Below are 23,136 nucleotides of genomic sequence, written 5' to 3'. Positions count from 1 at the left end.
CGGCCCCCGCAGCCCTCGCCGACTACTCCCCCGTCACCCCGTCGATCGCCTCGCGCAGCAGGTCCGCGTGCCCGTTGTGCCGGGCGTACTCCTCGATCATGTGGGCCAGGACGTAGTGCAGGGAGTAGACCTGGCCGTCGTAGGAACCGGTCACGTCCAGGGACTCGGCCGCGTCCACGATCGCCCGCGACCGCTCACAGGTGTCCTCCCAGAGCTTGAACGACCCCGCGACGTCCGCGTCGTCGACGTGGAACTCGGTCCACTCCCCGGCCTCGTTCTTCGGGAAGTAGCCGCGCACGTCCTCGCCGCCCACGACGTTGCGGAACCAGCCGCGCTCGACCTCCGCGAGATGCCGGACCAGCCCGAGCAGGCTCAGCCCGGACGGGGCCACCGCCCTGCGCCGCAGCTGCTCGTCCGTCAGCCCCGCGCACTTCATCATCAAGGTGTCGCGCTGCCACTGGAGAACGCTGGTCAGGGTGGCGCGCTCATCGCCCACCAGTACGGGCCGGGTCCGCTGTTCGTCGATCATCTGATGATCTTTCCACCCGTACACCGCTCACGGCTCACAGCTCCCGAAAGAAGCCCCTGATGTCCCCCACCAACAAGTCCGGCACCTCCATCGCGGGGAAGTGCCCGCCCCTCTCGTACGAGGTCCACCGCACGATCCGGTCGGTACGCGCGGCGATGTGCCGCAGCGGCACGAAGTTGTCCCGGGGAAAGTCGGCGAGCGCGGTCGGCGTGGTCGACACCTCGGGCGCCGAGCCCTGGTAGTCGGCGTGCGCGCGCTCGTAGTAGATGCGGGCCGCGGAACCCGCGGTCCCGGTCAGCCAGTACAACATCACGTTGGTCAGCATCTGGTCGCGGTCGACGGGGCTGCGGGGGTCCGCCCACTCCGCGAACTTCTCGCCGATCCAGGCGAGCAGCCCGACCGGCGAATCGTTCAGCCCGTACGCGATCGTCTGCGGCCGGGTCGCCTGGATGTCGGCGTAGCCCTGCCGCTCGCGCGCCCAGACCCGGTAGCGCGCCCAGGAGGCGAGCGTGCGCTCCCGCTCGTCCGGGCTCAGTGCGGCCAGTTCCTCGGCCCCGGGCTCGGCGGTCGCCCCGCCGCCCGGGAGCAGGTTCAGGTGCACCCCGAGCACGTTCCCCGGCCGGATCCGGCCGAGCTCCCGCGAGACGGCCGCGCCCCAGTCGCCGCCCTGGACCCCGTACGACTCGTAACCGAGCCGTTCCATCAGGGCCCCGAAGGCCCGCGCGACGCGCTTGAACTCCCAGCCTCGCTCGGTGGTCGGCCCGGACAGCGCGAAGCCGGGGATGTGGGGCATGACCAAGTGGAAGGCGTCCGCCGGATCCCCGCCGTGGCCCCGCGGATCGGTCAGCGGACCGGCGACCTTCTGGAACTCCACGAAGGAACCGGGCCAGCCGTGCGTCATCAGCAGCGGTGTCGCGTCCGGCTCGGGCGAACGCAGGTGCGCGAAGTGCACCTGTGCCCCGTCGATGACCGTGGTGTACTGCGGCCACTCGTTCAACCGTGCCTCGGCGGCCCGCCAGTCGTAGCCCGTACGCCAGTACAGCGCGAGCTCCCGGACCTCCGCCAGCGGAATCCCGTAGGCCCGCCCCGCCCCCGGAAGCTCATCGGCCACCGGGCCCGCTCCAGCCGCCAGGCCAGATCGTCCAGCTCGTGCTGCGCCACGTCGAGCCGGAAGGGCTTGGCCCACTCCCCGGAACCGCTCATGCCCTCGCCCCCCAAATCGTGTGGTCGTCATATCCCGCCCCCGCGGCGGCCCGCGCCCCGGCGGCCACCTCCTCGAGCACCCGCCGGCCGCGGTCCTCGGCCATGTCGAGCCGGCTGAGCATCGCCGGAGTCGCGATCCCCGGCAGGGCGTGCTGGTAGAGCGCGGCCACCCGGCGCTCGATGTCGCCGCGGTCGCTGAAGGTCTGCGAGTAGAGCTGTACCCCGGTCCAACACGCGGACAGGATCCAGGCCGTCTCGGCGGGATCCACGTGCGGCAGCAGTTCGCCCTGGTTCTTCGCCGCGATCAGCAGTCTGCGCAGGACCTCGATCCACCCCGGGACCGCGCCGCCGCGGATCTCGAACGTCTCGGGTCCGAGGGAGAGTCTGGCACCGGCGCTGATCATCGGTTCGTGTCTTATCCGGTACGCCGACACCATCGCGACGTCGACGACTTCCTGAAGTTTGCTCTCGCGGGGTGGCACGAGGAACGTGTCGTACTGCATGTCGAGCACGCCTTGGGCCAGCTCCAGCTTCGAGGTGAAGTGGAAGTACAGAGCGCCCTTGGTCACCCCCGCGTGCGCGAGTATCTCCGCGATGGTGGCGGCCTCGTAGCCGCGCTCGGCGAAGACCACCGCCGCGGCTTCCAAGATTGCCCGCCGCGTACGGACCGCACGTTCCTGCCGCACCACAGCGTCTCCGATCTCCAAGGGGGTTCCACCGGCGGATGCGCACCCATGATCCACCGGCCTGGCAAACCAAACCTGAAGGTCCGTAAGTTACCAAGTGGCTTCCGGCAGTTGTCGAGCGAGTCTGCCACCCCACGTATCAATTCTGAACCCGCTCACCGCCCCGTTTCATCATGGATCCCCTCAACTCACAACGGCATGGCCCACGGTGGCCGGAACCAGACAATCCACCACACGAAACCGCCCACATGGTTTCTTTTGAGGCGCGTCCAACGGGCCCGCCGACCTCACGCGAAGACCACCCCAAGGGCCCCGGCCCACCCTCCAACCGTTAACGCCGTTAACGCTCACGCCTGCCCGGCCCACCCGACGCCCGGCCCGTTAACGCCGTTAACGCCGTTAACGCCTACGCCTGCCCGGCCCGCCCAGCCATCAGCAGCCCGAGCCCGTCGAGGATCCGATCCAGCCCGAAGTCCAGGGCCTGGTCCTGCCCCCCGTGCTCCCCCACGGAAGCCCGGCGGTGGTGGGCGGCGGGCGCAGGCGGAGCTGCCCGAGCGTGATCCAGCACTCCTCGAGGAGGGTGCGGCCGCGCTCGCGGGCCCGGCCGAGGAGCATCTCGCACGCCGCGTCGGCGGAGAGCCGCTCCTGGGCCATCACCGCACCCGTGGCGCGCTCCACCACGGCCGTGGTCGCGGCGCCGCCTTCCAGGTCGGCCACTTCCGACCGGAGTCTGGCCACCACCCTGGCGAGCGCCAGCACCTCGGGTGCGGCGCCCTCACCCATCGGCGCGGCATCGCCCTTCACCCCTCGATCATGGCACGCACCTCCCCCGTCCGCCCATGTGCCGGAGGGCCCGCGGCCCCCGCGTGGCGCGCGGGCCGCGAGCCCGGCAAGATCCGGACGAGACGGACTAAGCTCGGAAAGGCCGCGAAGGGAATGGTTCGCAATGTGCCGCTGGCTCGCCTACTCGGGTTCGCCCATGCTGCTCGACGCCGTGCTCTACCGTCCGGAGCACTCGCTGATCAACCAGAGCCTCCATGCCCGGATGGGCGTCGAGACGACGAACGGCGACGGCTTCGGCCTCGGCTGGTACAGCGGGAACGGTGACGGCACGCCGGCGGTCTTCCGGGACATCGCTCCGGCCTGGAACAACCGCAACCTGCGCGAACTCGCGGCGCACGTCCGCTCGCCCCTGTTCTTCGCGCACGTGCGCGCCTCCACGGGCTCGGCCGTCCAGCAGACCAACTGTCACCCGTTCCGTCACGGCCGGTGGCTGTGGATGCACAACGGGGCCATCGCGGACTTCCACCGGCTGCAGCGGGACCTCTGCCTGGCCGTGGACCCGGCGCTCTTCCCGGCCATCGAGGGGTCCACCGACTCCGAGGTGATGTTCTACCTCGCGGTCACCTACGGGCTCGACCAGGACGTCCCGGGGGCGGTGGCCAGGATGGCGGGGCTCGTGGAGCGCCTCGGCAAGGAGCACGGCGTCGCGCAGCCGCTGCAGATGACGGTCGCGGTCAGCGACGGGGAGCGGCTCTGGGCCTTCCGGTATTCCAGCGGGGGCGCGTCCCGGTCGCTGTTCTACAGCAGCCGTGCCGAGACCGTGCGCCGCCTCCACCCGGAGGTGGAGTACCTCAAGGAGATCTCCGACGAGTCCCGCCTCGTGGTGTCCGAGCCGCTGGGGGACCTGCCGGGCGTGTGGAACGAGCTGCCCGAGGCGAGCTACACGGTGATCCCCTCCGCGCCGGACCGGGAGTGGCTCCCTTTCGTCCCGGAACCGTGCTGATGGCCGGGGGCCCCGCGTGAGCGGCGACCCGAGGGGTAGGCGCCCGTCAGCCGGATCCGATCCGGTCTGGCCGAGCACGCGAGCGACCCGCGCGAGCGGTCCCGATCCACGGAGGGGCCCGTCCATGTCACCGACCGCACTGCCGCGTTCCGCCGGGCGGGAAGGCGCCGCCCCGGCACACGACCTGCCGCCCGAGGCCGCCCCCGGCCGGGTCGCGGCGCTGACGATGGGCGTCGAGGAGGAATTCCTGCTCGTCGACCGCCGCAGCCGGGCACCGGTGGGGCGCGCGCCGCGCGTCATCGAGGCCGCGGCGCGGACGCTCGGCCCCCTGGTGCAGCAGGAGTTCTTCACCGCCCAGGTGGAGGTGTGCACCAGCCCGACGGCGAACCCGGCCGAGCTCAGGGCGGAGCTGGCCCGGCTGCGGGCCGAGCTGATCCTGGCCGCGGCCGCCGAGGACTGCCTGCTGCTGGCCTCCGGTACGCCCGTCGTACCGCCGGAGCATCCCCTGACGGTCACCCGCGACGAGCGCTACCGGAGGATGGCCTCGCATTTCGCATCGGCCATCGGGAACTTCGACCAGGCGGTGTGCGGTTGCCACATCCACATCGGGGTGAGCGGCCGGGCGCAGGCCCTCGACCTCGCGAACCGGATGCGCCCGTGGCTGCCCTCGCTCCAGGCCCTCGCCGCCAACTCCCCCTTCGACCGCGGCAAGGACTCGGGCCACGACAGCTGGCGCGCCGTCGAGTACGCCCGCTGGCCCACCGTGGGGCCCGCCCCGGTCCTGGACGAGGCGGCGTACGAACGCTGCGCCGACGAGCTCGTGCGCAGCGGGACGGTGCTCGACCGGCGGATGATCTACTGGTACGCCCGCCCGTCCGAGCACGTGCCGACCCTGGAGGTCCGCGTCGCCGACGTGAACGCCGGGCTCGACACCGTCGTGCTCCTGGCCTTGCTCGTACGGGGACTCGCCGCCACCTTGGGCACGGAGGCGGCCGACGGCGGCCCGGCCCCGGCGCCCGGGTCTGCACTGCTGCGCGAGGCGCACCGGCGCGCGGCCGTGCACGGCTTGGACGGCGAGGGCCTCGACCCGCTCAGCGGCATCTCCCTGCCGGCCTGGACCCTGGTGGCCCGGCTGCGGGAGCGGGCGGCCCCGGGGCTCGCCTCCTCCGGGGACCTGGAGCTCGTCGACACCCTCCTCGACCGGGTCCGGGCCGAGGGCAACGGGGCGACCCGGCAACGGGCCGTGTACCGGCGTCACGGACGGCTGAGCGAGGTGGTGGACCACCTCGCGGAGACCGTGGCCAGGGCCTGACGGAGCACGGGGTCGGCGGCTGTCCCGCTCAGCGGTTGTTCGGGTCCCCGCCCTCCCGGCGCCTGCGGTTGCGCCGGCCGAGGGCCCCCGCCACTCCGATCAAGGCGCCCGTGAGCGCGCCGGCCACGAGGATGCGCAGCAGGTCTTCCATCGAATGCTCCCCTCTGGGCCGGGCTCCGCCCTCGCCCAGTCAGCCCCCGCACGTGCCCGGGTGCCTGATCCACTGTGAACGGGCCCACTATCGACGGGCGCGGGGCCGTATGGCTTGGACGAATTTGACCTGTGGGCCCCCCCCGCGCCTCACGGTGCGAGGGGGCCCCCCTCCGCGACACGGGCCGCGGCCGTCCGGCCGGGTGTGGTCCCGGCCAGGGCGCGGAACTCGCGGTTGAGGTGGGCCTGGTCGTAGAAGCCGCAGGCGGCGGTCACTTCGGCGAGGTTCGGGTCGGCGCGGGTGAGCAGTCCCACGGCGTGGCGGAAGCGCAGCACGCGGGCGGAGGTCTTGGGCGTCAACCCGATCTGTTCGGTGAACCGGCGGACCAAGTGGCCCTGGCTCCAGCCCACTTCGGCGGCGATCCGGCCGACGGGGATCGCTCCGCCCGCGCGGGACAGCAGCCGCCAGGCGTGGCCCACCTCGGGTGCGGGCCGCGGGCCGCGTTCGAGCCTGGCCGACAGCGCGGCGTCCAGCAGGTCGAAGCGGGCCGCCCAGTCGCCGGCGGCCGCCAACTGCTCGACCAGCAGTCCGGCACCGGGTCCCAGGACGTCTCCGAGCTCGACCACCCGGTTGGTCAGTTCGCGCATCGGCAGGGCGAACAGCCGGTAGGCGCCCAGCGGGGTCAGCTCGAGCCGGATCGCCTCCTGGCCGCCGGGGTGGTCGCAGATCCGGGGCCCGTCCTCCAGGCCCGCGACCAGCGAGCCGGTCACCCGGTCGCCCGGGCCGGTGTCGCCCAGCCGGCGGATGCGGGCGAACGGCTCCCCCAGGCTGATCACCACGACGGCCCGCCCCGTGGGGACGAGCCGCGCCCGGTAGGGCGAGGCCGTGGCCTCCCAGTAGCCGGCGTAGCTGTACAGGACCGGCCGCAGCACGGGCGGCCACGGCCGGGTCACCCGCCACCGGTCGCCCACCCGGGTCACCTCGACTCCGCGGCCGGCCGCGCGGGCGCATGGCGCCAGACGCGGCCGCGAGGGGCACGTCACGTGTTCCCGTGTCATGCCCCCAGGGTCTCCCGGATGGCGTAGTGAGGGCAACGGACCGGGCGGACCCGGCACCCGGCACCCGGCACCCGGCACCAAGGAGGGCAGCCATGGCTGCCCTGAACCTCCTGCGCACGTCGCTCCTCGTCGCCGCCGCCGCGTCGCCCGCCTGCAGGACGCACTCCTGCCCCCGCCCCGCCCCTGCCCGCATCGGGCTGAGCCCCCCTTTCTCCTCTCTAGGAGCCACCGATGCGACTGGTGACGTACACGCCCGCCGGAACGACCGACAACGCCGACCGCCTGGGCGCCCAGGTGGACGGCCTGGTCTACGACCTCGCGGTCCTCGCCCGGCACGCGGGCGTCGAACTGCCCGGCGATCTGCTCTCCTTCGTCCGGGCCGGCGCCGCCGCCCGCGAGAGCGCCGCCCGCCTGCTGGACGGCGACCCGGCCGGTCGGCCCGCCGAGGCCGTCCACCGGCTCGAGGACGTCACCCTGCGCGCCCCGCTGCGCCCCGGAAAGATCATCGGGGTCGGCCTGAACTACGTGGAGCACGTCGAGGAGTCCAGCCGGAGCCTGGACACCGACAAGGACCTGCCCCCGCGTCCGGTGCTCTTCAGCAAGCCGGCCACCGCCGTCACCGGACCGGGCGCGCCGATCCTGCACAACGCCGACCTGACGACCCAGCTGGACTGGGAGTGCGAACTCGCCGTCGTCATCGGGAAGACGGCCTTCCGGGTGACCGAGGAGGAGGCGTACGGCCACATCTTCGGCTACAGCATCGTCAACGACATCAGCGCCCGCGACCAGCGCCGCTCGGGCCAGTGGTTCTTCTCCAAGGGGCAGGACTCCTACGCCCCCTTCGGCCCGGCCGTCGTCACCGCCGACGAGGTCCCGGACCCGATGGACCTGGACCTCGAACTGCGCGTGAACGGGGTCACCAAGCAGAAGTCGAACACCCGCCACATGCTGTTCCCCATCGCACGGCTCATCGCCGACATCAGCTCCGGCGTGACGCTGGAGCCCGGCGACGTCATCGCGACCGGCTCCCCCTCGGGCGTCGGCGCCGGCATGGTCCCGCCCGAGTTCCTCGTGCCCGGTGACACCGTCGAGGCCACCGTCGAGATCATCGGCACCCTCGCCAACCCCGTCGTCGACGCCCGCTGACCCCGATCGGCCCCGCCGGCGCCCGTCGGTCTCCGCCCGCCGATCGCCACCAGACCACCGAGGAGTACCCGTGCCGCCCCGTACCTACCGCATCGGCCAGATCGTGCCGAGTTCCAACGTCACCATGGAGACCGAGGTCCCCGCGATCCTGCGCGCCCGGATGGAGACCGCGCCGGACGAGCGCTTCACCTTCCACTCCAGCCGCATGCGCATGACCCACGTGACCCCGGAGCAGCTCAGGGCCATGGACGCCGACTCCGACCGCTGCGCCGCGGAACTCTCCGACGCGCGGGTCGACGTACTCGGCTACGCCTGCCTGGTGGCCATCATGAGCATGGGCCTGGGCTACCACCGCGCCTCCGAGGAGCGGCTGCACGCGCGGACCGTGGAGAACGGGGCCCCCGCCCCCGTGGTCACCAGCGCCGGAGCCCTGGTGCACGGGCTGCACACCATGGGCGCCAGGAAGGTGGCCCTGCTGGCCCCCTACATGCGCCCGCTCACGCAGACCGTCGTCGACTACCTCACCCACGAGGGGATCGAGGTCCTCGACTACCGGGCCCTGGAGATCCCCGACAACCTCGAGGTGGCCGCCCACGACCCGGCCAGGCTTCCGGGCCTGGCCCGCGCCCTGGACCACTCCGACGCGGACGCGGTCGTCCTGTCGGCCTGTGTGCAGATGCCCTCGCTCAGCGCCATCGAGGAGGCCGAGCAGCTGCTGGGCAAGCCGGTGGTCTCCGCGGCCGTCTGCACCGCCCACCAGATGCTGCGCGCCCTCGACCTGTCCGCCGTGTCTCCCGGGGCCGGACACCTCCTCTCCGGCGCGTACGCGCACTCGCCCCTGGCACCGGGGGCGCCGGGAGCGGCTGCCGCGGGGTGACCGCGGGCGGCCCGCCCGCGCCGCCGCTCGGTAGGATCACCACCGCACACCACGGGAAGGTGATCATGTCGGACAGCCCCCTCAGGCCCAGCTCGTTGATCAGTACGGTCTACGGGGCATTCGTGCGCGGGAGCGGCGGCTGGATCTCCGTCGCCGACCTGATCACGCTCATGTCGGAACTCGGCGTGGAGAGCCAGGCCGTGCGCTCCGCGATCTCCCGGCTCAAGAAGAAGGGCGTTCTCGAGCCGGAGCGCCGCGGTGCCACGGGCTACCGGCTGAGCCCGGCTGTCCACCCCGTCTTCGACGCCGGCGACCGGCGCATCTTCGCCAGCCTGGAGCCGGCGGACCTGGCGGACGGCTGGGCCATGGCGGTCTTCTCCGTACCGGAGTCCGAGCGCTCCCACCGCTACCAGCTGCGCACCCGGCTGACCTGGCTCGGCTTCGGCAACATCGCCCCCGGCGTGTGGCTGGCGCCGGGCCGGCTCCTGGAGGACGCGCGCGACATGCTGGTGCGGCTCGGGCTGAGCGAGTACGTCCACCTGTTCGCCGCCGCCGACTACGCGGCGTTCAGCGACCTGCCGGAGGCGGTGAGCTCCTGGTGGGACTTCCCCGCGATCCAGGCCCAGTACGCCACCTTCACCGGCGCGTACGCCCCGGTCGCCGCGCGGCTCGCCCGGCAGGACGGCATCGACGCCGCCGAGGCGTTCCGGCACTACGTGCCGATGCTCACCGAGTGGCGCCGACTGCCCTACCTCGACCCGGGCCTGCCCGCCGAGCTGCTCCCCGCGGACTGGAACGCGGTGGGCGCCCGGCAGGTCTTCCAGCAGCTCCACGAGGTGCTCGCGGGACCGGGCCTGCGGCACGTGCGCGACGTGACGGGTTCCGCCGGCACGACCTAGGACGATTCGCGGATCACCAGTTCGTTCGGCATCACCACCGGGTCCTTGGGGCCGCCCTCGATCAGGCCCAGGAGCAGCCGGACCGTGGCCGTGGCCTGGTCGGCCATCGGGCTGCGTACGGAGGTGAGTGCCGGGGCGGTGTAAGCGGCGGCCTCTATGTCGTCGAAGCCGACGACGGCCACGTCCTCGGGGACCCGGCGGCCCGCTTCGCGCAGGGTGCGCAGGGCTCCGATGGCCATCAGGTCGTTGGACGCGAACACCGCGTCCAGCGCGGGATCGTCTTCGAGCAGCTGGCGCATGGCCTCGGCGCCGGAGGCCCTGGTGAACTCGCCGAGCGCCACGATGGAGCGGCGGCCGGAGTCGCGCAGCGCGTCGCGGTACCCGTCGAGGCGCTCGCGGGCCTCGAAGAGGTCGAGCGGCCCGGTGATGGCGGCGATCCGGCGCCGCCCGCGCTCCAGGAGGTGGCGTACGGCGAGCGTCGCGCCGGCCGCGTTGTCCAGTTCCACGTACGGCACGTCCCGGGCGGCGGTGCGGTTGAACGAGGCGGTCGGCAGGCCGGTGCGGGCCAGCGCGGCCGGGAGCGGGTCGGTGCCGTGCAGGGCGACGAGCATGACCCCGTCGACGTGGCCGCCGGCGACGTACCGCTCCACCCGGGCCCGGCTCGCGTCGGATTCGGCGAGCATGAGCACGACCTGTTTGCCGGCGGCTTCGAGCTCCCTGCTGACGGCGCGGACCACGGTGGAGAACAGGGGATCGTCGGAGACCACTCCCTGGGGCGGGTCGGAGACGACCACGGCCACCGCGTGGGTGCGGCGGGTGACCAGGTTGCGCGCGGCCGCGTTGGGGACGTAGCCCAGTTCGCGCACGGCCCGCATGACGACGTCCCGGATCTCGGGCGCGACCGTCGCCTCCCCGTTGACGACGCGGGAGACGCTCGATTTGGACACGCCCGCCCGCGCGGCGACCACTTCCAGCGTTGGTCTTCTCATACCGGCCCGTTCCGTTCGGCGTGGCCGCCGGATCGGACGGCCGGCCCGTGCGGGAGCGTTCTCCCGCGATGGTGGCCCCGACCCGTTCGGCTGTCAACAGACGGCGCGGCGGCGGACGTTGCCGGGGGCCGGTGGACCGGAATGCTTCCGGCGGGGTCTTGCGCCTGGTCAACCCGGTTCACTGCGGGGGCTGTCGGCGCTGAGAGAACGCTCCATCGGTGGACGAACCGGGGGCGCCGGTGTTTCCGGGAGGTGACGTGACGCCTTGACAGCCGTGGGAGGCCGCCCCATCCTCACCCCTCAGGGGACCCAGCTCGGCTTCACCTGCCGCAGCAGCCTCCCCCGGACCACCGCGCCCACACGCGTGCCCAACCCCCTCCAGCGGGCCTCCGCGATGCTCGGCACCCCCATCACCGCCTGACCGGCAGGCCGGCGCACACCGCCACCCGCCCAGCGAAGAGGGCCCGACCGGCACACGCCGATCGGGCCCTTCCGCGTACCCACCAGGAAGCGCAGATGGGTGAACCGCCTCGTCCTGGACCTCGCCCGCATGGAATTCTGCGACTCCAGCGGCATCAGCGCACTGATCGCCGCCCGCAACCACGTACGGGCCGCCCACGCCGACATCGCACTCGCCGCCGTCCCCGCCCACACCCTGCGCGTCCTGCGCATCATCGGCCTGGACCAGGTCTTCCGCCTCCTGCCCGGCACCGGGTCCTGACCGCCAGGACTCCGCGCGGAGAGGCCCTGGATCGGAGCTACTCGACCGCGGGCTCGCGCCTATCCGCCGGTCCGACGGGGCAGGAGGGCCCGTACGATTTTCCCGCCTTCGGGCGTGGGCGTGACGATGGTGGCGTGGGCGAGGTCATTGACCATGTGCCAGCCGAAACCGCCGGTGCCGTCGACCAGGTCGGGGGTTCGCATGCGCGGCGGTCGGGGGCTGGAGTCCTCGACGGAGACCTCGACGGTGTCGGGGTGCGCGGCCAGGCGAAGCACGTAGGCGCCGCCGCCGTGACGCAGGGCGTTGGTCACGAGCTCGGAGACGACCAGGATCACGGTATCGGCGTGCTCCGGCTCGATGGCCGGCTGCCCGAGGGTTTCGAGGAAGGACCGGGCGGCCTGGCGCGCCTCGGCGACGGCGGACAGTGGACGAAGGACTGTGCGCTCGGCGCTCATCGTGGTCATCGCGCGCTCCTGGTCTGGTGTCGGTGTCCGGACCTTGCCTGCCCGGTCGTTGTTCCCTGACCCACGACAGTTCAACCTGACAGGACCCGATTACCTCAGAGACACGCACTCAAAAATCTATCTCGGCTGGAGTAGACATTGGGCGGTGGCGTGGTTATGGTTTCTCTCGTAACCCAGAGAGACAGCAGGGCCTGGCAGGGACGAACTGCCGGGCAGTAGTACACGCAGTACCCGTAGTTGCAGTGCGCAGTGCGGTGCGGTGGTGGAGTGTCGAAGCCAGGGCTGGTGCAGGACGGCGACGGGACTGACGACCGGACCGGGTGGCCCGCAGGCATCAGGGGCCACCGCGAGCAGTACCGCAGTTGACGCAGTAGCAGTACCTGTAGGTGCAGTACCCAGCAGTGAAGTCAGTGAGCAGCACCTCGGTGAAGGCGTCGGCTGCGGGCGCGCGCACCGGGAAGTTCGGCAGTGGGGTTCCAAGCCAGAGCAGACGCACGACGGGCGACGGGGCTGGCTGCCGAAGTGGCGCTAGGTCAGGCCACGAGCAGTACAAGCGGTTCGCAGTACAGCAGTACAGCAGTACAGCAGTACAGCAGTAAGAGAAGTACCAGCAGTACGCAGTCCCCCGCTTGGTAACTAGTTGACACCGAGGGATGAACGGAGGAGTTGAAGCGCCATCAGGATCGCCCGGACGTACGTCTGAGTCCGGGTACCGCAGGACATCGATAGTGAGGTGGTCTCCGGTCAAGCAACCGCGATCCCCGCATTCCCGGCAGCATCTCGGCCGGGTCAGCGGAAACAGAAGGCCGGCGCAGTAACAGGGCCGGCAGATGGTGTAGCAGTTCCTTCGGGGCCCTGGTGTCGTACGCGCCAGGGCCCCTCCCCACGTTCCGACCCCTTCCTCCACCTGTTTCGCAGTGAGGTGCGATGACAGCAGACGACTCGTTCAGCCGTCTCGACGACGACGGCTACCCCGCCTACACGATGGGCCGGGCCGCAGAGATGCTCGGTACCACCCAGGCCTTCCTCCGCGCCATTGGAGAGGCCCACCTGATCACCCCGCTGCGTTCCGAGGGCGGTCACCGCCGCTACTCCCGCTCCCAGCTGCGCATTGCCGCCCGCGCCCGGGAACTCGTCGACCAGGGCACTCCCATTGAAGCCGCCTGTCGGATCGTGATGCTCGAGATCCGACTCGAGGAAGCTCAGCGCGTCAACGCCGAGCACCACTCCCCCGCGTCCGAAGGGCGCCCGCGCACGGCGGCCTGAGGTGGACGTGCCCGCCGGTCGCGGTGGGCACTCCCGCTCGCGCGTGTCGGAGGTATGACGCACCTTGCTCCCTATGGTGACGGGCCGTGGGGGGCGTGTAGCGTCTGCGTCAGCTGTCGTGGTTCGGAAGTCCCCTTTGCCCACGCCTTGGTGTGGGCGTTTTGCTGTGCTGTGCCGCAGGAACCAGGACGATCACCTCCGCCTTCCGCATGGAGCGGGAGGCGTTCATCGACTGGAAGGCATGGATATGGCTACGGGAACTGTGAAGTGGTTCAACGCTGAGAAGGGCTTCGGCTTCATCGCCCAGGACGGTGGCGGCCCGGACGTGTTCGCCCATTACTCCGCGATCAACTCCTCGGGCTTCCGCGAGCTCCAGGAGGGCCAGGTCGTCACGTTCGACATCACCCAGGGCCAGAAGGGCCCCCAGGCCGAGAACATCACCCCGGCCTAACCCTTCCCCGGCCTAACCCTTCCCCGCCCCGCCCGCGCGGCCGCCGCGATCGGCGCTCGCGGCTTTCCGTACAGCTCGCAGGCGCCCGAACAGCGGACGTCTGCGATGTCGGCGGGATCCGAGGAGTACTGGATCAGGCCGCGCAGCGTTCGCTGCGCGGCCTGATCCGCGTCTGGAGCGGACCGACCGACGGGGATGCGGGCCTGCGCCGTCCGCACGGGCCGGCAGGCGGACTCCAACGGGTGGGCAGCATGGCTGTCGGTCGTGCTCGGGTGGCGCATGTCCTTCACACCGTCCTACGGCGTCCTCGCGTGGGATCAGTGCCGCCTTGTCCCGCTTACCCCGGGTAGGCAGGGGCACACAGGGCTTTGACGGTGAGCCCGGGATCGCGTCACGCCGGTGCCGTCAGGACGTGATCGGCGTGGGGAAGCTCGGAGATATGAGCGGCCGCCCCTTCCAGGGGCAGGAGAGGCCGCAAGGGGCAGGAGACCGTGGTGCGGTCGTGATCGACTTCCCAGGTCGGCAAGGGAGCCGAATGGACGCAGGTGGTGGAAACGGCGTAGAGGGTGCCGGAACAGCCCCGGCACACCAGCGAGCCGTGGATCACGCGAGTACCTCCCCTCGAACCGACGCGGCTGCGCCGTCATCAGGATGGGCGTCCCCTGCCAGATACAGCTGCCGCAGCGTCCTTTCCGTTTCGCGCCGGAAGTGCACGGCAGAGACCAGACGCTGCCACAGCGGGTCAAGGCGGCAGGGGACGGTGGCGCCGCGGGCCGCCCACTCCTCGGCCAGCCGCGCGTACAGGGGTGCGCTCTCGTCCGGGACCTCTCCACCGGCCTGCCCACCGGCGTGCGCCGGACTACGGGAAGGCCGCCGGCGCAGTTGTTCCGGAAGACGGGCAGCGGCTCTGCGCTTGCCGCTGCCGGCCTGAGCACTGCGGTCGAGGCATGCCCCATGATCATCCGTCACGTGCGTCAAAACGATTCTTCCACCCCGTTGGACACCGTTTCCGGTTGGCCGCAACAGCCCCTGCGCCTCCTCCGCTCCCCTGGAGCGGCCGGGATCGGCAACCGCTCGCCGCAGTGGCGTCGCGAACTCGGCGGCGCGTCCGGTGTCCAGGTCCAGCTCGGCAGCCTCAGGGAGCGGCCGTGTTCGAGCCCGATTACCTCCTGACCAGCCAGGAGCAAATCTATCTCGGCTGGAGTAGACATTGGACGGTGACGTGGCTATGGTTTCTCTCGTAGCCCAGCGAGACAGCAGGGCCTGGCAGAGACGAACTGCCGGCAGTAGTACACGCAGTACCCGTAGTACCCGTAGATGCAGTGCGCAGGACGGTGCGGTGGTGGAGTTCCGAAGCCAGGGCTGGTGCAGGACGGCGACGGGACTGACGACCGGACCGGGTGGCCAGCAGTGATCAGGGGCCACCAACCCTGAACGCCTCCAGCAGCGCCCGCCCCCGGCACTCCTCCTCGCTTGCAGGGAACCGGTAGCCGACGAGCCACCGCAGGTTCTGTGTCTGAACCGGGGATGGGTCCGGAACATGCCTGATCTGCCACCCGGCTGCCTGGGCGACCTTGCCCAGTACACGCAGCCGGCCGGTGTGCACCGCGGACGGCGCACCTGCAGGGGACGGCAGCAGGACCTGGCGCTCACCGTCCCGGGTACGGACTACGAACGGGGGCCGCCACCGCACCGGCCGCTGACCAGCTCGCCAGCGCAGCACCAGCGGCTCGCAGCTGAAGGCATCGATGTCCTCGTCGAAGTCCAGTGCGAGCGCGATGTGCCACAGACGCAGCGACCCGCACACCACCATCCGTCCGTTCGCGAGGGGCCAGTAGGTGATGATGCCCTTGCGCCCCTGGTAGGGCACCGGTTCGCTGACCGGCCCGAACTCTTCCAGTGCCAGCCCCTGAAGCCCTGCCGGGCCGCACGAGCGCACTGGCCCGTACGGTTCGCGGTACCAGGCCACGACATCGGGCTCCAGGCTCCCGGCCGTCTCGCCGTCCGGCAGGCCGCCTGGACCCTCCACCGTGCTCATGCCGCCCGCCTCCTGCCGGGGCGCCGCGCCGCTGCGCACACCAGACCGCCGGGGAACGCCACCGCCCGCTCCCAGTCCTCCCGCGACACCGCCGCCCGCAGGCAGCGGGTGCCACGCCGCCGCACTCACATCTCGCATGCCGGCGCTCCCAGCTGCCAGGTCAGACACGATGCCGCCCCCATGACCCCGGTGGGCTGCGCCGTCTGCTCATGCCCGGCCGACAGACGCAGATCCCGCGCCTGCCAAAGCCCTCCAGTACCCGGGGGACCGGCACGAACAGGCCGCACCGACCGTGCCGTTCCCGCCGGCCCGCCGGTGGTATCCACGGCACAGGCGGTCGGGGTGCTGTGCCGTTGAAGCCAGTCCATCAGCGCCAGCCGGCCGACCGTGAAGTCGACGCCCCACCGGTCCATGTCGTCCCGCAGCCCGTCCAGCCATCGCGTGCGGGAGCGCGCGTCCCGCCGGTCCGCCTGCTCGAAAGCGGCCAGCTGTTCCGCGACGGCCGCGGCCTCCGGCATGAGCACGAGCGGCGCCGTGGACACCGCCCGCGCTACAAGGCCCGCGTCCCGTGCTCGCCGTATCCACCGCGGGGTGCCGGGAAGGTGTGTCCACCAGTGCACCGTGATCTGGAAGGCGTCAGCGAACAGCTCCCGGCCGGCCAGGCCGTACCGCTGCGTGAGGGCTTCCCGCTCCTGGTGTGCCCGGGCGGTGTCCGGCAGCAGTTTCAGCGACAGCCCGAGCTCGCCCCCTGTGCGCTCGTTGTCGGTGAACCGCAAGTGCTCCTCACACACCCGCCAGCGGTCCCCATTGATCATCCACACCGTCTCCCGCACCCCGCGGGCGCGGGCACAGGTTCCGCACAGCGGCACCAGGTGTCCCTCGCGCACCAGCCACGGCCACTTCCACACTGCCGTGGCCTCGGACTTCAGCAGGTGTACCGCCGCCGTGCTCGGCAGGACCTCCTGCAGCGCCCGCACGGTGGTCCCGGCCAGTACCGCCAGGTATTCGAGTCCCTGCTCGTTGAGGTACATCTCGGTGGTGGAGGGATAGGCCCGCACGCGCACCGGATCAGCTGAGGCCTGTCCGAAGCCCACGCGTTCCAGCAGTTCTTCCAGCTGAAGTCCCTGGCCGTGTGCGAGCCGGCTGATGAGACTGCCCGTCGACTCGCCCGGCACCGGCACGACTCGCACAGGCAGAGGTCGGCGAGGACCGAACCGCCAGGACACCGTCCCCTGTCCGTCCATCGTCCCGTCCCCCTCCCCGGTGCCCCGCTGTCGACAGCCCGCCATCGCCTCATGCTGCTCAGCGGCATACCGGGGGAATCCCCCCGTCCGCCGGATATGCCCGAAAGTGTGAACCGGTCGGTGAAAAGGAAGCCCGGCACGGTTTCCCGCGCGGACCATGAGGTTCCAGGCACACGATCGCAAGGGAGCCGCCCGTGCCCGGAACCATGACCGAAGAACAGCTCGCCACTCCTCTGCGCGGCCACCAGGCCGTCGCCGTCGACAACAGCGTCTCCGCGTTCCTCGACCATCACGCCCGCATCAGCGTCGTGATGGCCACCGGCACCGGCAAGACCCTCGTCGCCCTCCACATCGCCCACCGCATCGCCCCGCACGGCAACGTGGTGCTCTTCGCACCCAACATCCAACTGCTCCACCAGACCGCGCAGGTCTGGCAGAGCGAAGGACGCCGGGGCCTCTACCTGGTCATCTGCCACGAGGACGCCGGCAGCACCCTGCCCGGCGGCGTACTGCGCGTCGCCTCTGCCGCGGAACTCGCCCACCATGCCGCCAGGGCCGCGGCCTTCGGCCCCCTGAACGTCTTCTGCACCTACCAGTCACAGGCGAAGATCGAAGAGGCCCACCGCGACCACCACCTCGCCCGCTGGGACCTCATCATCTGCGACGAGGCCCACCGCACCGCCGGTGACGGCAACCGGCCCTGGGCCCGCGTCCTGGACGACGGCCTCTTCCCCGCACGCAGGCGCCTGCACATGACCGCCACACCCCGCGTCCTGGCCCCAGGCGCCGACGCGGACACCCTAGGCACCGAAGTGATCGCCTCCATGGACGACCCACGCCTGTACGGGCCGGTCGTCTGCCGCCTCTCCCTGGCCGAATCGATCGCCGAAGGCCTCCTGGCCGACTACGAGATCGTCGCCGTCGAAGTCACCGAAGACGACCTCAGACAAGCCTTGCGCCACCCCGGACGAACCGACGCCACCAGCGAGGGACTGCGCCTGGCAGCCGCACAAGTCGCCCTCCTGCACGCCCAGCACCTCTACGACCTCAGGCGCACCCTCACCTTCCACACCTACATCGCCGACGCTGCAGTCTTCGCCGAAACCCTCACCGAGACCGCCCAGTACATGCCCCCGTACATGCGCTGCCACCTCTCCAGCAACGTCGTCCACAGCAACCTGCGCGCCCTCGCCCGCCGCACGGCGGTCCAGGAATTCATCGACACCCCCACCCACGCACCAGCGGGAGAGGACCTCCCGCGCAGAGCGGTCCTCAGCAACTGCAACTGCTTCACCGAGGGAGTAGACATCCCCTCCCTGGACTCCGTCCTGTTCGCCGACCCCAAAAGCAGCCCCGTCCAGATCCTCCAAGCGATCGGCCGGGCCCTGCGCCAGACCCCCGGACAGGGCAAGATCGCCCGCATCATCGTCCCCGTCTACCTCAGCCCCAACCAGACCCTCGAAGAAGGAACTAAAGGCACCAACTTCCACCTGCTGCACCAGATCCTCATCAGCCTCAGCATGTGGGACGAACTCGTCTTCGACCGCGTCATCTTCCACAGCGGCGCCCGCACCCTGCGCCCCTACACCCCCGCCCGGCCGCTGCGCGCGGACGAACTCATCGGCCTGCTCCGCCCCAGGCACGTCTCCGCCCCCAATCAGATCTGGGACACCGCCTACCAGCACGCCAAGGCCTATTACGGTGCCCATCGCCATCTCAGCGTCCCCAGCCGCCACCAGGCCCCGGACGGCTTCTACCTGGGCTGGTGGATCGGCCGGCAGCGCTCCCTGAAACAGCACGGCATGCTCCTGCCCCAGCGCGCCCAGGACCTCGAACTCCTCGGTATCCAGTGGGAACACCCGCCGACCAGCATCGAGTTCACCCTCGACATCGCACGCAACTACACCGGCCGCCACGGCCACCTCGTCCCCGCCCACGCCGAAACCCACCACGGGGTTCGCCTGGGCGCGTGGCTCTCGCGACGTCGTACCGAAGCAGACCGTCGCATGCTGCCCTACTGTTACCACCGCGCCCTCAACGAGATCTACCCCTGGTGGAACAGCCCGTGGGACTCGACCGGGCAGTGGCGCCGCACCTACGCCGCCGTCCTTCAAGCCGCACGCCGGAACAAGGTTCCCTTCCCCGACCTCGGCCCCGAACAGGCCATCAACCCCTACAGCCAATGGCTGGCCGACCAGATAGCCGCCCTGCCCCGCCTCAACCCCACCCCCCCGGGGCCCCGGCCCAAGGGGCCCCGGCCCAAGCGGCGCCGCTCCTCGAAGTGCGCGACCTGCGCGTCACGTTCACCACACCGCGGGGCTCGGTCCGGGCCGTGGACTCCCTCGGCTTCACCGTCGAGGCCGGCCGCACCCTCGGCATCGTCGGAGAGTCGGGCTCGGGCAAGTCCGTCACCTCGCTCGCCGTCATGGGCCTGCACCGGGGCGCCGAGATCGGCGGGTCCGTCGCGCTGGCCGGCCAGGAGCTGACCACCCTGTCCGAGAAGCAGCTGTCCAAGCTGCGCGGCCGCAAGATGGCCATGATCTTCCAGGACCCGCTGTCCAGCCTGCACCCCTACTACACGGTCGGCGAGCAGATCGCCGAGCACTTCCGGGTCCACTTCAGGGCCGGGCGGGCCGCCGCCAAGAGGCGGGCCGTCGACATGCTCGGCGAGGTCGGCATCCCCGAGCCCGCCCGCCGGGCGGGGGAGTACCCGCACCAGTTCTCCGGCGGTATGCGCCAGCGCGCGATGATCGCGATGGCGCTCGCCTGCGAGCCCGAACTGCTCATCGCCGACGAGCCCACCACCGCCCTCGACGTCACCGTGCAGGCGCAGATCCTGGAGCTGATCGCCCGGCTCCAGCAGGAGCGCGGCCTCGGCGTCGTCATGATCACCCACGATCTGGGGGTGGTGGCCAGGGTGGCCCACGAGGTCCTGGTGATGTACGGCGGCCGGGCCGCCGAACAGGCCCCCGTCGACGCGCTGTTCGCGGACCCGGCGCACCCGTACACCCGCGGGCTGCTCGACTCGCTGCCCCGGCTGGACGACAGCGACGAGGAACCGCTGAGGGTCATCCCCGGCTCCCCGCCGTCCCTGCTGGCCCCGACCCCGGGGTGCGCCTTCGCCCCGCGCTGCCCGGTGGCCGCCGCGGCCCGCGACGAGGAGCGGGAACGCTGCGCGAGCGTGCGGCCCGAGCTGTCGCCGTACGGCGAGAGCGACGGCGCGCGCACCGCCGCCTGCCACTTCGCGGGCGCCGTCCGGGAGGTGACCCGATGAGCACCGTGGACAAGACCGCCGCCACGCCCGCCCCGGTCCCCGCCGCCCGGAACGCGGGCACCGGTCCGCTGCTGCGCGTGCGCGACCTCACGATGGCCTTCCCCGGCAAGCGGACCGTGACCGGACGCCGGGGGGCGCCCGTGCGCGCCGTCGACGGGGTCTCCTTCGACCTCGACGCGGGCCAGACCCTGGGCCTCGTGGGGGAGTCGGGCTGCGGCAAGTCGACCACCGGCCGGATGCTGGTCCGGCTGCTGGAACCGACCTCCGGCACCGTCGAGTTCGAGGGCAAGGACATCAGCCGGCTCTCCCAGGGCGCCCTGCGCCCGCTGCGCAGGCACCTCCAGATGGTCTTCCAGGACCCGCACTCCTCGCTCAACCCCCGCCAGACGGTGGCCCGGATCATCTCCGACCCGCTGCTCGTGCAGGGTTCGAGCGCGGCGGACGCCCGCCGCCGGGCCGCCGGGCTGATGGAGCTCGTCGGACTGATCCCCGAGCACATCGACCGCTATCCGCACGAGTTCTCCGGCGGCCAGGCGCAGCGCATCGGCATCGCCCGGTCGCTCGCCACCAGCCCGCGCCTGATCATCGCCGACGAACCGGTCTCCGCCCTCGACGTCTCCGTCCAGGCGCAGATCGTCAACCTGATGGAGCGGCTGCGCACCGAACTGGGCCTGGCCTACGTGTTCATCGCGCACGACCTGTCCGTCGTCAAGCGGGTCAGCGACCGGGTCGCCGTCATGTACCTCGGGCGGATCGTGGAGATCGGCGACAAGAAGGCGCTGTACGAGACCCCCCAGCACCCGTACACCCGGGCGCTGTTGTCCGCCGTACCGCTGCCCGACCCGGTGGCGGAGCGGCGGCGCGAGCGGATCGTGCTGCTCGGTGACCCGCCGAGCCCGGCCGCCCCGCCTCCCGGCTGCACCTTCCACCCCAGGTGCCCCATGGCTCAGGAGATCTGCCGCACCGAACGACCGCTCCTGCGGAGCGTCGCCTCCCGCGAGGTGGCCTGTCATCTGGTGTAGGCGAAGGGTCCCGGGGGACTGACGGGGAGCCCCGGGAGGAAGAGGAGGGCCCCGGAGCCGATGACCATCGGCTCCGGGGCCCTTCCGTACGCCGTGCCCGCGCCGGCCTCAGGCCAGGCCCAGCTCCTTGCGGAAGAACTCCAGCTCCAGGGCCATGACCTTCTCCCGCACCCCGCCGGGGGTCATGTGCGTGACGCCCGGCAGCGCGAGCAGTTGGTGCGGCCGCCCGGCGTCGGTCAGGGCCTGCGAGAGCCGCAGCGTGTGGGAGGGGTGGACGTTGTCGTCGGCCAGGCCCGTGACCAGCAGCAGCGGCCGGCTCAGCCCCGCCGCGTCGGGGATCAGGCAGTCCCGCTCGTACACCTGCGGATGCTCCTGCGGCAGCCCCAGGTACCGCTCGGTGTACGCGGTGTCGTAGTGCCGGAAGTCGGTCGGCGCGGCCCCGGCGGCGGCCGCGTGGAAGACGTCCGGCCGGCGCAGCACCGCGAGCGCGGAGAGGTAGCCGCCGTAGGACCAGCCGCGGATGGCGACGCGGGTCAGGTCGAGGTCGCCGTGGCGCTCCCCGAGGGCCCGCAGGGCGGCGACCTGGTCGTCCAGGGTGACGTCGGAGAAGCCCCGGTACATGGCGTGCGTGAACGCGGGCGAGACGTGGGCGGTGCCGCGGTTGTCGATGGTGACCACGGCGAAGCCCTGGTCGGCCCACCACTGGCGGTGCTGCCAGCGGCGCGGCTCGGCGCTGACGTCCTGCATGCCGGGGCCGCCGTAACTGTCCAGCAGGACGGGCAGCGAGGTGCCGGGGACGTGCCCGCGCGGCAGCACGAGTGCGGTGGGGATCGCGTGCTCGGTGACCCGTTCCAGCAGCGGGACCACCCGGTGGGGCAGCGGCTGCGACAGGTCGCCGGGGGTGCTGGACTTCGGGTCGGTGGCCCTTCCGTCGGCGGTCCGCAGGACGCGCCGGATCCCGTCGGCGTCGGCGGAGCTCAGCAGCAGCGCCCCGGCGGAGGCCGCCAGGACGGAGTGCACCCCGGGTCCGTCCGCGAGCGGGCTCACGTCGCCCGTGTCCGGATCCAGCAGGAGCACCTGCTGCTCGGAGGGGTCCCGCAGGCCGGCCTCGATCAGCAGCCGGCTCCCGTGGACGCCGGCCACCTTGCGGACCTGGACCCCCTCGCCGGTGAGGAGCACGCCGTCCAGCGCGAGCGCGCGGGCGCCGCCGCCCGGGGTGTCGGCGGCGGTGAGCGGCCGCCCGTCGGCGAGGCGGGCCGGGGTGCCGGGGAGCATGGGGTCCACCCACTGCGGGTGCGTGGTGCGCGACAGCTCCCGGGTGCGCCCGGTGGCCGGGTCGGCGGAGAGCAGGAGCACGTTGCGCTGGAGCCGGTCCTGGACGGTGAGGAGGATCTCCGCATCCGTCTCCCATCCGGCGTCGGAGACGTAGGGGTGGGTCGCGGAGTCCCAGTCGAGGCGTACGGGCGCCTCCCCGTCCGGCCCGAACACCCACAGCTGCACGTCCGCGTTGGGGCCGCCGGCCTCGGGGTAGGCGAAGTCCTCGGCGGGCAGCTCCGGGTGCGCCGGGTCGGCGAACCAGCGCCGCTGGAGGGCGGATTCGTCGACCCGGGCGGCGAGCAGGCGCTGCCCGCCGGGGGACCACCAGTGCCCCCGGTCCCGGCCGAGCTCCTCGGCGGCGGCGAACTCGGATACGCCCCAGCGGGCCCCGTCGTCGGGGCTGATGCGGCCGCCGGGAACGGTGTGGAGGGCGTCGTCGGCGACGTACGCGACGCGTGAGCCGTCGGCGTCCGGGCGGGGATCGAAGACGGGTCCGGCGGCGGGGACCTCCTTGGGCTGCGCGGGCTGTCCGGCGTCCGCGTCGCGCGTGACCTCGTACAGCCGTCCGTACAGCGCGAACACGGCCCGCCGTCCGTCGCCGGAGAGCGCGTACGAACCGATCCCGGCGGCGACGAGCCGGGTGCGCTCGCGCAGCCGGCGCTCGGCGAGGGGGAGGGGCGCTGGCCCTTATACACATCTCCGG

20 protein-coding genes and 3 pseudogenes are annotated in these 23,136 nt (G+C 71.9%); 12 read left to right on the top strand and 11 right to left on the bottom strand.

Features of this window, described 5'->3' with window-relative positions:
- Positions 1-22: 22 nt before the first annotated feature.
- The 4 genes and pseudogenes from DRB96_RS40125 to DRB96_RS46440 all read right to left on the bottom strand — a co-directional run bounded on the left by DRB96_RS40125 (position 23) and on the right by DRB96_RS46440 (position 3,222).
- The gene (locus DRB96_RS40125; protein WP_112452797.1) at positions 23-529 is read right to left on the bottom strand and encodes a DinB family protein; all 507 of its coding nucleotides are present in this window, start codon (positions 527-529) and stop codon (positions 23-25) included.
- Between the two features lie 34 nt (positions 530-563).
- Positions 564-1,732 (bottom strand): annotated as a pseudogene (locus DRB96_RS40120) (epoxide hydrolase family protein).
- Positions 1,729-2,418: a ScbR family autoregulator-binding transcription factor gene (locus DRB96_RS40115; RefSeq protein ID WP_343234685.1), complete on the bottom strand. Its 690-nt coding sequence runs from the start codon at positions 2,416-2,418 to the stop codon at positions 1,729-1,731. The pseudogene DRB96_RS40120 and the gene DRB96_RS40115 overlap by 4 nt, the downstream one beginning before the upstream one ends.
- 432 nt (positions 2,419-2,850) lie before the next feature.
- Positions 2,851-3,222, bottom strand: coding sequence for an ANTAR domain-containing protein (locus DRB96_RS46440; RefSeq protein ID WP_343234684.1), 372 nt, complete (start codon positions 3,220-3,222; stop codon positions 2,851-2,853).
- A gap of 142 nt (positions 3,223-3,364) precedes the next feature.
- Between DRB96_RS46440 and DRB96_RS40100 the strand changes: the two genes are divergently transcribed.
- Positions 3,365-4,204 carry a class II glutamine amidotransferase gene (locus DRB96_RS40100; protein ID WP_112452796.1) on the top strand — a complete coding sequence of 280 codons (840 nt, stop codon included), beginning with the start codon at positions 3,365-3,367 and terminating at the stop codon, positions 4,202-4,204.
- Positions 4,205-4,328: 124 nt separating this feature from the next.
- The gene (locus DRB96_RS40095; protein WP_112452795.1) at positions 4,329-5,516 is read left to right on the top strand and encodes a glutamate--cysteine ligase; all 1,188 of its coding nucleotides are present in this window, start codon (positions 4,329-4,331) and stop codon (positions 5,514-5,516) included.
- Between the two features lie 28 nt (positions 5,517-5,544).
- Here DRB96_RS40095 and DRB96_RS46155 read toward each other — a convergent pair whose 3' ends face one another.
- The gene (locus tag DRB96_RS46155) at positions 5,545-5,667 is read right to left on the bottom strand and encodes a hypothetical protein (RefSeq protein WP_275432057.1); all 123 of its coding nucleotides are present in this window, start codon (positions 5,665-5,667) and stop codon (positions 5,545-5,547) included.
- Positions 5,668-5,816: 149 nt separating this feature from the next.
- Positions 5,817-6,638, bottom strand: a complete 822-nt coding sequence (locus tag DRB96_RS40090) for an AraC family transcriptional regulator (RefSeq protein WP_239517832.1) — start codon at positions 6,636-6,638, stop codon at positions 5,817-5,819.
- Between the two features lie 318 nt (positions 6,639-6,956).
- On the opposite strand from DRB96_RS40090, the gene DRB96_RS40085 reads away from it, so the two are divergent.
- From DRB96_RS40085 to DRB96_RS40075, 3 genes are all read left to right on the top strand, one after another.
- Positions 6,957-7,871 (top strand): fumarylacetoacetate hydrolase family protein, encoded by a 915-nt coding sequence (locus tag DRB96_RS40085; RefSeq protein ID WP_112452793.1) that lies wholly within the window; start codon positions 6,957-6,959, stop codon positions 7,869-7,871.
- Positions 7,872-7,995: 124 nt separating this feature from the next.
- The gene (locus tag DRB96_RS40080) at positions 7,996-8,748 is read left to right on the top strand and encodes an Asp/Glu racemase (RefSeq protein ID WP_112454368.1); all 753 of its coding nucleotides are present in this window, start codon (positions 7,996-7,998) and stop codon (positions 8,746-8,748) included.
- A 65-nt stretch (positions 8,749-8,813) separates the two neighbouring features.
- Positions 8,814-9,647, top strand: coding sequence for a PaaX family transcriptional regulator C-terminal domain-containing protein (locus DRB96_RS40075; protein ID WP_112454366.1), 834 nt, complete (start codon positions 8,814-8,816; stop codon positions 9,645-9,647).
- Here DRB96_RS40075 and DRB96_RS40070 read toward each other — a convergent pair.
- On the bottom strand, positions 9,644-10,636 hold the full coding sequence (locus tag DRB96_RS40070) for a LacI family DNA-binding transcriptional regulator (RefSeq protein WP_112452792.1): 993 nt from the start codon (positions 10,634-10,636) through the stop codon (positions 9,644-9,646). The two genes, DRB96_RS40075 and DRB96_RS40070, sit on opposite strands and share 4 nt — an antisense overlap.
- A gap of 265 nt (positions 10,637-10,901) precedes the next feature.
- Between DRB96_RS40070 and DRB96_RS43475 the strand changes: the two genes are divergently transcribed.
- Positions 10,902-11,057, top strand: a complete 156-nt coding sequence (locus DRB96_RS43475; protein WP_162689039.1) for a hypothetical protein — start codon at positions 10,902-10,904, stop codon at positions 11,055-11,057.
- 105 nt (positions 11,058-11,162) lie between these two features.
- Positions 11,163-11,357 (top strand): annotated as a pseudogene (locus DRB96_RS40065) (STAS domain-containing protein); the annotation flags it as partial.
- 59 nt (positions 11,358-11,416) lie between these two features.
- Here DRB96_RS40065 and DRB96_RS40060 read toward each other — a convergent pair.
- Entirely contained in the window at positions 11,417-11,821 is a 405-nt protein-coding gene (locus DRB96_RS40060; protein WP_112452791.1) for an ATP-binding protein, read from the bottom strand.
- Positions 11,822-12,748: 927 nt separating this feature from the next.
- Between DRB96_RS40060 and DRB96_RS40055 the strand changes: the two genes are divergently transcribed.
- Positions 12,749-13,087: a helix-turn-helix domain-containing protein gene (locus DRB96_RS40055; RefSeq protein WP_112452790.1), complete on the top strand. Its 339-nt coding sequence runs from the start codon at positions 12,749-12,751 to the stop codon at positions 13,085-13,087.
- Positions 13,088-13,334: 247 nt separating this feature from the next.
- On the top strand, positions 13,335-13,538 hold the full coding sequence (locus DRB96_RS40050) for a cold-shock protein (protein ID WP_112452789.1): 204 nt from the start codon (positions 13,335-13,337) through the stop codon (positions 13,536-13,538).
- A 1,414-nt stretch (positions 13,539-14,952) separates the two neighbouring features.
- Here the strand turns inward: DRB96_RS40050 and DRB96_RS40035 are convergent.
- Together DRB96_RS40035 and DRB96_RS40030 are read right to left on the bottom strand one after the other, a co-directional pair.
- A complete protein-coding gene (locus DRB96_RS40035) occupies positions 14,953-15,576 on the bottom strand; it encodes a hypothetical protein (protein ID WP_112452787.1) in 624 nt (207 codons plus the stop codon).
- A 125-nt stretch (positions 15,577-15,701) separates the two neighbouring features.
- Positions 15,702-16,766: a TniQ family protein gene (locus tag DRB96_RS40030; RefSeq protein WP_239517831.1), complete on the bottom strand. Its 1,065-nt coding sequence runs from the start codon at positions 16,764-16,766 to the stop codon at positions 15,702-15,704.
- A gap of 260 nt (positions 16,767-17,026) precedes the next feature.
- On the opposite strand from DRB96_RS40030, the pseudogene DRB96_RS40025 reads away from it, so the two are divergent.
- The 3 genes and pseudogenes from DRB96_RS40025 to DRB96_RS40015 form a co-directional block, all read left to right on the top strand.
- Positions 17,027-18,652 (top strand): annotated as a pseudogene (locus tag DRB96_RS40025) (DEAD/DEAH box helicase family protein); the annotation flags it as partial.
- A 449-nt stretch (positions 18,653-19,101) separates the two neighbouring features.
- Entirely contained in the window at positions 19,102-20,094 is a 993-nt protein-coding gene (locus tag DRB96_RS45555; RefSeq protein WP_239517830.1) for an ABC transporter ATP-binding protein, read from the top strand.
- Positions 20,095-20,186: 92 nt separating this feature from the next.
- On the top strand, positions 20,187-21,116 hold the full coding sequence (locus DRB96_RS40015; RefSeq protein WP_239516806.1) for an oligopeptide/dipeptide ABC transporter ATP-binding protein: 930 nt from the start codon (positions 20,187-20,189) through the stop codon (positions 21,114-21,116).
- Between the two features lie 108 nt (positions 21,117-21,224).
- Here the strand turns inward: DRB96_RS40015 and DRB96_RS40010 are convergent, their stop codons facing one another.
- Complete coding sequence (locus tag DRB96_RS40010; protein WP_239517829.1) at positions 21,225-23,015, bottom strand: prolyl oligopeptidase family serine peptidase; 1,791 nt, start codon at positions 23,013-23,015, stop codon at positions 21,225-21,227.
- Positions 23,016-23,136: the final 121 nt, after the last annotated feature.

The organism is Streptomyces sp. ICC1 (genome assembly GCF_003287935.1).
GTDB classification, from domain to species: domain Bacteria; phylum Actinomycetota; class Actinomycetes; order Streptomycetales; family Streptomycetaceae; genus Streptomyces; species Streptomyces tritrimontium.
The sequence above is the reverse complement of the archived record's forward strand: the minus strand, read 5'-3'. Positions and strand labels throughout refer to the sequence as shown.

Bases quoted from the DNA above. Each gene is read 5' to 3' on its own strand.
- DRB96_RS40125 (WP_112452797.1), bottom strand. From the start codon at position 529: ATGATCGACGAACAGCGGACCCGGCCCGTACTGGTGGGCGATGAGCGC.
- DRB96_RS40100 (WP_112452796.1), top strand. From the start codon at position 3,365: ATGTGCCGCTGGCTCGCCTACTCGGGTTCGCCCATGCTGCTCGACGCC.
- DRB96_RS40095 (WP_112452795.1), top strand. From the start codon at position 4,329: ATGTCACCGACCGCACTGCCGCGTTCCGCCGGGCGGGAAGGCGCCGCC.
- DRB96_RS46155 (WP_275432057.1), bottom strand. From the start codon at position 5,667: ATGGAAGACCTGCTGCGCATCCTCGTGGCCGGCGCGCTCACGGGCGCC.
- DRB96_RS40085 (WP_112452793.1), top strand. From the start codon at position 6,957: ATGCGACTGGTGACGTACACGCCCGCCGGAACGACCGACAACGCCGAC.
- DRB96_RS40080 (WP_112454368.1), top strand. From the start codon at position 7,996: ATGGAGACCGAGGTCCCCGCGATCCTGCGCGCCCGGATGGAGACCGCG.
- DRB96_RS40075 (WP_112454366.1), top strand. From the start codon at position 8,814: ATGTCGGACAGCCCCCTCAGGCCCAGCTCGTTGATCAGTACGGTCTAC.
- DRB96_RS40070 (WP_112452792.1), bottom strand. From the start codon at position 10,636: ATGAGAAGACCAACGCTGGAAGTGGTCGCCGCGCGGGCGGGCGTGTCC.
- DRB96_RS40060 (WP_112452791.1), bottom strand. From the start codon at position 11,821: ATGACCACGATGAGCGCCGAGCGCACAGTCCTTCGTCCACTGTCCGCC.
- DRB96_RS40055 (WP_112452790.1), top strand. From the start codon at position 12,749: ATGACAGCAGACGACTCGTTCAGCCGTCTCGACGACGACGGCTACCCC.
- DRB96_RS40050 (WP_112452789.1), top strand. From the start codon at position 13,335: ATGGCTACGGGAACTGTGAAGTGGTTCAACGCTGAGAAGGGCTTCGGC.
- DRB96_RS40035 (WP_112452787.1), bottom strand. From the start codon at position 15,576: ATGAGCACGGTGGAGGGTCCAGGCGGCCTGCCGGACGGCGAGACGGCC.
- DRB96_RS40015 (WP_239516806.1), top strand. From the start codon at position 20,187: ATGGCCTTCCCCGGCAAGCGGACCGTGACCGGACGCCGGGGGGCGCCC.